At 41.2% G+C, this 9,926-nt stretch carries 11 protein-coding genes and 2 pseudogenes; 2 read left to right on the top strand and 11 right to left on the bottom strand.

Going from position 1 to position 9,926, the window contains the following annotated elements; all coding sequences use genetic code 11:
- The 7 genes and pseudogenes from AC075L_RS21985 to AC075L_RS21955 form a co-directional block, all read right to left on the bottom strand.
- Positions 1–1,012: glycoside hydrolase family protein (locus AC075L_RS21985; RefSeq protein ID WP_476388229.1), on the bottom strand; the 1,012-nt coding region annotated here is incomplete at its 3' end.
- 333 nt (positions 1,013–1,345) lie between these two features.
- Positions 1,346–2,704 carry a NosD domain-containing protein gene (locus tag AC075L_RS21980; protein WP_055058822.1) on the bottom strand — a complete coding sequence of 453 codons (1,359 nt, stop codon included), beginning with the start codon at positions 2,702–2,704 and terminating at the stop codon, positions 1,346–1,348.
- Between the two features lie 65 nt (positions 2,705–2,769).
- Positions 2,770–3,237 carry a GH32 C-terminal domain-containing protein gene (locus AC075L_RS21975; RefSeq protein ID WP_278276644.1) on the bottom strand — a complete coding sequence of 156 codons (468 nt, stop codon included), beginning with the start codon at positions 3,235–3,237 and terminating at the stop codon, positions 2,770–2,772.
- 33 nt (positions 3,238–3,270) lie between these two features.
- A pseudogene (locus AC075L_RS21970) lies at positions 3,271–3,807 on the bottom strand (glycoside hydrolase family 32 protein); the annotation flags it as partial.
- 168 nt (positions 3,808–3,975) lie between these two features.
- On the bottom strand, positions 3,976–5,304 hold the full coding sequence (locus AC075L_RS21965; RefSeq protein ID WP_476388228.1) for a nuclease/transposase family protein: 1,329 nt from the start codon (positions 5,302–5,304) through the stop codon (positions 3,976–3,978).
- Between the two features lie 51 nt (positions 5,305–5,355).
- Positions 5,356–5,799, bottom strand: a complete 444-nt coding sequence (gene tnpA / locus AC075L_RS21960) for an IS200/IS605 family transposase (RefSeq protein ID WP_044956734.1) — start codon at positions 5,797–5,799, stop codon at positions 5,356–5,358.
- Positions 5,800–5,974: 175 nt separating this feature from the next.
- Positions 5,975–6,085, bottom strand: a complete 111-nt coding sequence (locus tag AC075L_RS21955) for a DUF6783 domain-containing protein (protein WP_334291942.1) — start codon at positions 6,083–6,085, stop codon at positions 5,975–5,977.
- Here AC075L_RS21955 and AC075L_RS21950 point away from each other — a divergent pair.
- Positions 6,059–6,244: pseudogene (locus tag AC075L_RS21950) on the top strand (DUF6783 domain-containing protein); the annotation flags it as partial. The gene AC075L_RS21955 and the pseudogene AC075L_RS21950 sit on opposite strands and share 27 nt — an antisense overlap.
- A 111-nt stretch (positions 6,245–6,355) precedes the next feature.
- Here AC075L_RS21950 and AC075L_RS21945 read toward each other — a convergent pair.
- Entirely contained in the window at positions 6,356–6,814 is a 459-nt protein-coding gene (locus tag AC075L_RS21945) for a ferritin-like domain-containing protein (RefSeq protein ID WP_019163044.1), read from the bottom strand.
- A gap of 358 nt (positions 6,815–7,172) precedes the next feature.
- Between AC075L_RS21945 and AC075L_RS21940 the strand changes: the two genes are divergently transcribed.
- Positions 7,173–8,540 (top strand): MATE family efflux transporter, encoded by a 1,368-nt coding sequence (locus AC075L_RS21940; RefSeq protein ID WP_118409671.1) that lies wholly within the window; start codon positions 7,173–7,175, stop codon positions 8,538–8,540.
- A gap of 118 nt (positions 8,541–8,658) precedes the next feature.
- Here AC075L_RS21940 and AC075L_RS21935 read toward each other — a convergent pair whose 3' ends face one another.
- From AC075L_RS21935 to AC075L_RS21925, 3 genes are all read right to left on the bottom strand, one after another.
- Positions 8,659–9,087, bottom strand: coding sequence for an SseB family protein (locus tag AC075L_RS21935; protein WP_055060037.1), 429 nt, complete (start codon positions 9,085–9,087; stop codon positions 8,659–8,661).
- A gap of 104 nt (positions 9,088–9,191) precedes the next feature.
- On the bottom strand, positions 9,192–9,503 hold the full coding sequence (locus AC075L_RS21930) for a YbjQ family protein (RefSeq protein WP_008705112.1): 312 nt from the start codon (positions 9,501–9,503) through the stop codon (positions 9,192–9,194).
- The coding region (locus tag AC075L_RS21925; RefSeq protein WP_476388227.1) for a MerR family transcriptional regulator at positions 9,484–9,926 on the bottom strand (443 nt) is incomplete at its 5' end. The genes AC075L_RS21925 and AC075L_RS21930, both read right to left, overlap by 20 nt.

Here is a 9,926-nt window from a genome sequence, read left to right as displayed (position 1 = left end):
TCCAGTCTCCCACATAATATCTGCACTGCTGGAATCTTCCGTATTCATCATAATGGCTCATCCATGCGCCCATAGCTACATATTTATCATCCAATGGGAAAAAGTCCGGACACTCAATGGTTCTGATCTTTGTTTCCTCTGTAATCAGAGGACATCTGTATTTCCAGTTCTCTGCATCTTCAGATTCGTACAGAAGAAATGTTCCTTTTTCATCTATACATGCACCTAATACAATATAATACTTCTCACCGATCTTAATTGCTTTCGGATCGCGAAAATCATAGTTAGTACCTTCCGGTTTCTCCCTGATAATCTCTTTTTCCGGCTCAAAATGAATCATATCGCTACTCTTTGTCATTGTCTGATACTGAATAGTGTCCCATCCGTCATCCTGCGGTCCGATATGTCTTGTGAGATAGAAGTACACCTCATCTCCAACAGGAAGTGCACTTCCGGAGAAAGCACCACCTTTGATTGCAAGATTATCCAGGATTTCTTCCTGAGGCTCTAACACAACCGGAAGATGTGTCCAATGCACCATATCCTTGCTTGCTGCATGTCCCCAGTACATATTATTCCACTCCTGTCCAAAAGGATTCAGCTGATAAAAAAGATGATAATAACCCTTAAACCAGCAAAGTCCATTAGGATCATTATTCCAGTTCACAACTGGTGAAAAATGATACTGCTCTCTGTACGGAGTGCCAATGAATTTAAAAAATTCTTCTTTATTCATTGCTTTAAAATTATCTGTGGTATTCAGTACGCAGATTCCATTCTTCAGGATATTTTCACATTCGCTTAAATAAGCAAAGGTAATGGTGCAGTCCTGTGCAGTAATCTCGTATTCTGTATCTTTATCTGTCGGAAACTTAATCCAGTTCCCATAGATATGTTGCAGTTCTTTTATTTCTGTTTTGTTTTCTTTTACCTTCTTCAGGCTCACACTGCCTTTTTTCCCGGCTTCTGGTTTTACAAATAATTCCAGACATTCATAGTTTCCTGTGTACATATGTAAAAATCCCCTTTCTGAATTTTGTCTCCGATTCACTATATATCTATAGTACTGACCTTCTGCCGACATAATCTTACTATATCATAGCAAAATCACGAGGAGTTTCAATAAAATATTTTGACATTTTTTTATACTATTTTATCCTGTATGATCCCATATAAAAAGGATGCCGAGAGCAAATCCGACATCCTTTTTACTGTTAACTTATGTTTATTTACAGTAGCCTCGTTATAACTATACGAGAGTATTATAAATTTTCCCAGTTCTCTTTGATTACTGTGCTTTTTTCTTTTAAAATCATGAAATTTTTTACAATTTATAATAATGCAATCAAGACAGTTCCGCAGACTGCGAAAGACAAGGAATTCCCCGAAACACATTTTCTGCAAAATCCATAACTGCTTCATTTTCCCTGCATGTATCCAGTATTATATTATCCAATGATGCCTCATCAACATGTACTGCTTCAATCGGAAGTTTAACCAGTTCATCCATACTTAACAATGCTCCAACCTGCGCATCAAAGCAGGATTGATTTTCTTCACTTTCTTTTTTATCAGTTTTTGTAGTTGCCACAATATGATTGTTTGCAATGTAATTTTCTCTTCCGGAAACCAAACGAATGATTATCGGTTTTACGCCTGCCGGTTTCAGATATTGCTGTTCAATCGTCTCCGAAATGTGATTAGCAATCAGTGAATTGCTACTTCCCTGAATATGAATCAGGCCAAAATCATCCTCTAATCCATTATCATATTCCAGCATCGGAGGCCATGGTTCATGATCTCTGAGAAAATGATTGGAAGATATGAGATTTTCTCTACAATTTTCCATTATCAGCATTCCCGGATAAAAAGAATGAAATCTGTTTGCAGTTACTGATGATCTAAGAACACCCTTAAGATGTACTATACTTTTTCCTCTTGGAAAAATGTTATTGGAAGTAATCAGAAGTCCTCCAAAATTTTCGGCAAAAATTGTATAACCTCTATAACCAGCCCCCATAAGATTATCTGTTATTTTAGATGCCTGTCCGGCTCCACGAAGTTCTACACAATTTCCACATTCTGCTATAAAATTATCATGAACAGATAATGCATCAGAATTGTAAAGAGTCACTCCATGCTCCAGATAAATAATACCCATGCCTGTAATTCTGAAAGAATCCTGTGCACTGGCTACATAAATTCCTGTTTTTCCATTTAAATATGTATTCTCTGGATCTCCATTTCCGTCATCTACAAAATGGAGTCCATCAATACAGAAATTTTCAAACTCCACGGAACTGATTCTCGGATCTCCCTCTCGTTCCACCAGAAAAGCAGCACCGGATCTTTCATCCCCCTTTAATGGTTCCAAATCTACCAGAATCCTGCTACCGCCCGGCCAGATGTCATGAAGATCCTTCCACTGTTCTTTTGGCACATTATATCGGATACTTGAAGACACAAATCCATGTCCTGATCCTTGGATTTTCAAGTAACTGATGTCAATTTTCACCTGCGTTTTTAAATGATAATCTCCAGACGGAATATAAATTACTGCTCCCGGTTTTCCTCCATCATTTACATTTGTATCCTTCTGTCTGTTCTTGATGTCTGCAATGATACTGTTGATCACTTCTCCGATATCCGTATATGGGTTACCTACCTGCCAGTCAGTGACATCATAATAATTATTACGTTTCATTTCAATACTCCTCCTGCTTTCAGTTCATGTCAAGCGGATATTCGCAATCCGCTCCGCTACTTGATTCAGTTAAAACACTCCTGCAATCCATATGCTTCATAGTCTCTGATTACCGCTCTTCCACCAAACGCAGATATACTTATTGCATCCTGATCATTTCCTGCAAAAATATTATTGGAATGATTATTTCTGTATTGATCTGTAAATATCTCCAGAGAACTCTGATCTGAAAAGATATGTACATCCAGACTTTTTTCGCTGACCTTAAGTACACTTCTGGATGTTCCTACACTCCATCCATCTGCACAGCTTCTGTCTACCAGCAATTCACCATTTTTCAAATCAAAAATACAACGGGATTCTTTTTCTTTTCCGCATCTGAGCTTCAGTTCTACCCTGTCTGCATCAGTTTCTTCAAGATCCAATGTAAATTTCATCTCAAAGCTGATTCCATCTCCTGCTTTTAACTGCTGAGGTGTTTCTGTAATCTGTATTTCCCGTTGCGTAAATTTGTTTTCACGGATTTTTTCCATTTCCTCTACAGGAACAAACGCCAGCGTTCCATCCTTGCACATCCGAACTTCACGAATCACATTAAAAAATCCGCACCAGCCCTCCTGATAAGTAGGTCCCCAGTCCTTAAAGAGAGGCATCCATTCCCATTCATTCGCCCAGGCAACAATCAGACGTCTTCCATCAGGAGCAACCATGGACTGTGGCGCATAAAAATCAAATCCCCAATCCATTTCACCACTGATATGCCAGTCAAATTTTCCTGTTTTGTAATCAAAATCTCCTGTCAGGTATACTGATGTATGATCTCCTGAGCCCATTGGAGAAAAAGTGAGAACATATTTATCGCCAAGCTGATAAAAATCCGGACATTCCCACATGAATCCCCATTCTCCACGGCTTTCTGCCAGCACGTTTAAAAAATTCCAATGATAAAGATCTGCAGATTCATATATCAATGCTAATCCTCTGTTATTACGACTGGCCCCTACAACCATATAATATTTATTTTCATGCTTCCATACCTTTGGATCGCGGAATGAATCCGGCTGAATACCTTCCGGTGCATCAAAGAGAGGATTTCCGTCATACTTGTGAACCTCACATGGCTAAAGTCACGTGCTTCCAGACGCTTTAGGCGTCAGACTAAATATCGGCGGATACGCCTGTAACTTAGGTCTGCACAGTTATGTGCTTTTTCCATGCCGGATATGGCTGGTTCCCACATTACAGGTAGTCCGCTGTATATCTGCCTGTATCTATGCTGCTTTTAAGAGTTCCATTTCTGAATGGAGTTTCCTCAGATCTGCATAAACACATGAGGTCCTACGCTTTACAGGAGGGACTTTTGCCTCCAGCAAAGACCTTTCCGTTGCCGGAAGGGGTTTTAAAAGTTCCCTTATAAAATATCTGGCTCCTATATTATAGGATGCTGACAGGTCACAATTATATCGTTTTCCTGTCTGGAAAGTACAGAGGCTGTGATTTTCCCGGTCACGTGTTACCGCCCCGGAACCATCATAAGCCAGTCTGCTGGTATTCCATGCACAGATCCGGGATATCCGCATCTCTTTCCTGTGTGCCTGATGTTCACAGCGTCTTTGGATATCCCGCTTTCTCCACAGGTGCAGTTTCTGTTTTTTCTTTCCCGATATCTTCCCCTGCATCTCCAGATATTCGAACACGATCACATCTGCATGGTTTTCTTCCGCATATCTTACAATCGCACCTGCAGTCTTTTTACCCAGTTCTGTGTTCAGACGTTTCGTATATGCCCATCTTCCCTGTGTCTGCGCAGAGCCATGTTCCCTCTGTGATCTGCGGGTCCGTCCCAGTGTGCGGTACATCCGGTATTTTTCACTGGGATGATCTATGAATCTTCTTCCCAGGACAGTTCCGTCTGAGCGCATGATGGTACAGACCGCATCGGTATTAATCCCCAGATCCACACTGCAGATGATCTGTTCTTTTACCGGTGTTTTCGTCAGTGTTACTTCTTCTGTATAGGAAAAACGCAGAAAATACCGACAGTGTCTCTTTTCCAACGCAGGGGCCGATGCCTTCTTTCCCTTCCAGTTCCTGCGAAGATATTCCATATCGGTACGTTTTAAATATACACGGAACCATTTCCAGTCATGCCCGTCGTACAGTTTCAGATATGCTTCATCTTTTCCTTCTGCTCCTTCGCGGTACATCACATCCCGGTAAAAGACCGGCATGGCATGGTTCCTGCAGGTAAGTTTCGGCCTTCCGGACAGCACTCCGGTCTCTTTCCACTGCCCCAGCCGGGTCTCATACGAAGATACATTTCCAAGCGCATGCTGGATCGCGGACCTGCGGAGGTAAGACGGCATCTTCGGAAAACGAAGGTCAAAATCAAACCGGGCTGTGTTTTTCTTCGTCATGTGTACCATATGCTCTGCGGTATTAAAACGCTTTTTTGTCTCCGGGATCTCCCTCAGTTCTTCCCAGACCTGTGCGTAGATCTCTGTCAGGTAACTGACTGCCTGACGATAGATCTCCATTGTCTGACGGACCGGGATATTCTGTTTTCGTATCTCCACACCATAGCTGGATACTGTCCGCATCTTCTTCCACCTTTCCCGCAAAAACAAACATTTCCGGAATGATCCCTGTACTCAGGGCTTTCTCTTTTCTTTTTCCTTCTGGCCTTCGATATAGGCAGATACCTGCTCACGGCTCCGGTCACTGACTGTAACGGCACAATAAGACGGGTTCCACAAATGTCCTCCCCACAGTTCTTTTTTCAGCTCCGGATGTAAAAGGAACATCTGACGTGCAAGATTCCCTTTCATGATCTTGATCATATCTGAAATATAAAACTGCGGCCGACAATCCACAAGCATGTGGATATGGTCCGGCATGACTTCCATTGCCAGGATCTGAAACCGATACTCTTCTGCCAGATCCTGCAGCATCTTTTTGCATTCCAGGTCGATCCCGTCTTTTAATACTTTCTTCCTGTATTTCGTACACCAGACCAGATGATACTGCAGCGAATATACATATCCTCTACCATATGAAAGCTGATTTTTATTTATATTAAATATATCTTTTTCCATGTCTGTATTATACCATATGCATTTCTTTAAGTAAACATTTGTTCTGGATATTTTTTATAAAAATTGCGCGTCTAACTCATCACTGAAGTAACGAGAATGCGACGCGCAGTTATTCAAGTATTTATAAAAAATTCTTATTCATTCCTGCCAAAATTCACTATTACACCTTACGTAACTAATCGGAATTCCTAGAATGTGTTTGAAAAATGCTTTCCACAAGATGTGCGTCACAATTTATGGGAGATTTTGTTCGAATAAGGGCGTCGTAGCGGGTTACGGAAACCAAATTCGGACAAAATATATCGCAAAGTGGGGCGTGCAGATTATGGGAATGATTTTTCAGACACGCTCTAGCAATTATCTTATGGCTTCTATCATGACAAATTTTACAAAATTTTTCATAAAATATCCCAACATTTATACCATCATATTTTTTGTAAAATAAGATGTACCTGGCAAGAGACAGTCAAAACCAATTGTCTCCTGTCAGGTAATTATAGCAGTCCTGGTATAGAATTTTCCCAATATGCTACTCTGCTCAATGCCTTAAGACTTCTTATGCCATTCCATTCACAGTCTTATACTTATACAGCATCTCTGCATGATTCTGCTCCTCAATCTGTATATCAGCCAACAGTTTGCGTACACCACTATCGCCAAAGGCAAATACATCATCATTGTATGTTCCTGACACCAGCTTCTCTGTACCGATACAATCCGTTGCAAGAAAGGCATCGTGTTGTTTATCTTCCGGTGAACTCATGGCTGTATAGACTGCTTTTGGCTGATAGTCTTTGCCTGATCTGTCATTACAGTTACATTCAGGCACACTTCCGGAAAGAATCATTGACAAAGACTCATAATGCTTCTGTTCTTCCTGCTGGATATTCCGGAAAAGATTTTTAAGCTCCGGGTCTCTGGCCTGTTCTGCGTATTTTCCATACTTTTCCACACAGCTTTTCTCTTGTGTCTGAAGATCTTCGATTACTGAACGTTCCTTTTCTTTTAAAATCATAGTCTGTTGTCTCCTTTTTTAAGAAATACTGTATTTTGTTACATGAAAATAGTATGGATAAAAAATGCTTTTTTATTCTCTGTATCATGACTTATGACAATTTCAGAGAATATTTTGTGTTACTGTTCACATGCCACTGTCCCGCGAGGTGTTTTGGCATGAATATGCCAAAATCCCGAGACATACAAGCCAAAATTCCATTGCCGCAGGCAATCTGGAATGAATTTTGGCTACGTTACTGTGAACGGAGTGAACAGTAACTATTTTGTTCCAACACCACTATATCAGAGTGAATTTCTGTTTACTTTATGATATACTTATATGCACGATAAAAGTTTTAAACTTAGGAAGATTTATAATGAAACGAATTGATTTTGAAAACGGAACTGTGACCAACAATATATTAAGCGCTGCGCTTCCCATGCTGGTAGCGCAGATATTGAATCTTTTATACAACATTGTGGACCGTATCTATATCGCCAGGATCCATGATATAGGAACAACTGCACTTGGCGCTGTGGGCTTATGCTTTCCGATCATCATGATCATTACTGCTTTCAGTAATCTCTTTGGTTCCGGAGGTGCACCAATTTTCTCTATCAACCGCGGAAAAGGAGATTCCAGGACTGCTGACATGATCATGAATACTGCTTTCACCATGTTATGTGGAAGTGCTGCTGTGCTGATGCTGATCGGATTTCTTTTTGCCCGCCCCTTACTGACTCTGTTTGGTGCTTCAGATGATGCTCTGGTTTATGCGTATCCCTATCTGATGATTTACCTTCTGGGTACTCTCCCTTCCATGATAGCAACAGGAATGAATCCTTTTATCAATGCACAGGGATATGCCATTATCGGTATGCTGTCAGTAACAGTCGGTGCAGTGACAAATATTATTCTTGATCCGATTTTTATTTTTGTTCTGGATATGGGGATTAAGGGTGCAGCGATTGCTACTGTCATCTCTCAGATTCTCTCTGCCTTGCTTGTATTTTATTTTCTTCATGGAAAATCAGAATTGAAGGTAAGATGGATTCATATAAATGAGATTTCTGAGTGCACCAGACATGCCAGGGATATCATCAGTCTGGGGTCTGCTGGATTTATCATGCAGCTGACTAACAGCCTGGTAAGTATCTGCTGCAATAATGTTCTTTCCGTGACAGGCGGTGATATTTATATCTCTGTCATGACTATTATATCCAGTGTTCGCCAGATGGTGGAGACGCCTATCCATGCGATCAATGAGGGAACCTCTCCTGTTCTCAGCTACAATTACGGAGCCAGACGTCCTGACAGGGTAAAGAAAGCAGGGGTTGTTCTGATCATTATGGTTCTGATCTATACAGGTATCATGTGGAACGTCATTCTCATTGCCCCTGAATTTCTGATTGGGATCTTCAGTTCAGACAAACTGCTATTAAAGGATGCAGTTCCTGCACTGAAACTTTACTTTGCAGCCTTTATTTTTATGGATCTGCAGTATATTGGTCAGACAGTGTTTAAATCATTAAATAAAAAAAAGCAGGCGATTTTTTTCTCCCTGCTTCGTAAAGTATTTATCGTGGTTCCGCTGACTTATTTCCTGCCCTATGGATTACACATGGGCACAGATGGCGTGTTTATGGCAGAACCGGTATCCAATGTGATCGGTGGTTCTCTGTGTTTTATTATCATGCTGGTTACAATATTGCCTGAATTGAACAAAATGGGAAACTCCCGATAAGCAGAAAAGTCCTCAGTATTTATCCATTTTTAACTATCGCATAACTTTGCAGAAATTGTAAAAAGGATAAACAATGAGGACTTTTATTTAACTGAACATGAGAGTTCTTTACATAGCTTCATATATTTCCCAATATAATATTAATCAGGTTCTTATCGAGCATGATCGTCCGGTTCCATGGGTTGAGGATGATTCCCTCAATCTCATTTACCTGTAATGCTGAATGAAAAAGCTGATCTATGTCTGTCAGAAAAGTGGACTGAACGCTTCCGCCGCCTTTCAGTTCTTCCTCAAAGCCGGTAAATGCCGCCCACCAGATTTTTCCATCTCCGGTTTTCACTGTGCCGATCCGAAGTTGGTTGTCTCCTGTGGGCGGTTCTACTGAAAGGATAAACTGACCCTTTTCTCTCATTCGTCTACGGATTACAGTCAGTGTATGTGCCAGCATTTCCTGAGTGGCTTCCTGCTGTAGAGCAGCGATCGCCTGCTCTATTTTTTCATTTCCCTGAAGACCTTTATCCTGATTTACATTCTTATTATCGCTCATATTGTTACCTTTCATCTGTGGTGATATCACTTTTCAGACAGTGTGTAAGATCATATTTCAGGGATGTCGGCGGCAAATCTCTCATGCCGCCGGCATCCTGTCATTTATTTATATTTCACAGCAGTTCCATATGCAATAACTTCTGCTGCCCCTGACATTACCTGGGAGGAGCCGTATTTTACACCGATCACAGCATCTGCATTCATCTCTTTGGCTTCATCTACCATACGCTTGGTGGCAATCTGTCTTGCCTCATTGAGCATTTCCGTATAGCCTGTGATTTCCCCGCCTACCAGGGTCTTCATCCCTGCCATGAAATCTTTTCCTACATTTTTTGTCTGTACAACTGTTCCCTTTACAATTCCCAGTGCCTCAAACTCTACACCCGGAATGTATTCAATACTTAGAAGCTTCATCCTCTTCTCCTCCTTCAATCTCTTTCATGCGTCCTGCAAGTGCTGCCAGAATTCCTCCGATGATCACAACCGGTATGGCAATCAGGAATATCAGCAGTCCGGTCGGTATGGGATCTTGTGTATTTGCCCACAGCATAAGCCCTATGGTAAATCCCATAAGCAAGATCATAACTACTGCTCCAATGATCGCTCCTGTCCTTCTTTTCTTACGGATATCTGTTTTCTTTATATCCATAAACCTTGCACCCTCTTTCTCCATCTGCTCGATTTCTTCCAGACAGTTCTCGGCATTCAAGGTATCCAGGGACTGATGCTCTGCGATCAGGCGCTCACACATTTCCTGCATTTTCACAAGGCCCTCCCTGCGGCGTTCCAGTTCTCCCAGGTGCTGTTCCAGACAAAACTGCAGGCTTTTCCTCTTTT

It is taken from the genome of Blautia sp. ZXY-1-B12, from assembly GCF_056339915.1.
The sequence above is the reverse complement of the archived record's forward strand: the minus strand, read 5'-3'. Positions and strand labels throughout refer to the sequence as shown.

Excerpts from the sequence above, each read along its gene's own strand:
- AC075L_RS21965 (WP_476388228.1), bottom strand. The coding sequence starts at position 5,304 with ATGCGGACAGTATCCAGCTATGGTGTGGAGATACGAAAACAGAATATC.
- AC075L_RS21945 (WP_019163044.1), bottom strand. The coding sequence starts at position 6,814 with ATGATTTTAAAAGAAAAGGAACGTTCAGTAATCGAAGATCTTCAGACA.
- AC075L_RS21935 (WP_055060037.1), bottom strand. The coding sequence starts at position 9,087 with ATGAGCGATAATAAGAATGTAAATCAGGATAAAGGTCTTCAGGGAAAT.
- AC075L_RS21940 (WP_118409671.1), top strand. The coding sequence starts at position 7,173 with ATGAAACGAATTGATTTTGAAAACGGAACTGTGACCAACAATATATTA.
- AC075L_RS21930 (WP_008705112.1), bottom strand. The coding sequence starts at position 9,503 with ATGAAGCTTCTAAGTATTGAATACATTCCGGGTGTAGAGTTTGAGGCA.
- AC075L_RS21980 (WP_055058822.1), bottom strand. The coding sequence starts at position 2,704 with ATGAAACGTAATAATTATTATGATGTCACTGACTGGCAGGTAGGTAAC.
- AC075L_RS21975 (WP_278276644.1), bottom strand. The coding sequence starts at position 3,237 with ATGGAAAAAATCCGTGAAAACAAATTTACGCAACGGGAAATACAGATT.
- tnpA (WP_044956734.1), bottom strand. The coding sequence starts at position 5,799 with ATGGAAAAAGATATATTTAATATAAATAAAAATCAGCTTTCATATGGT.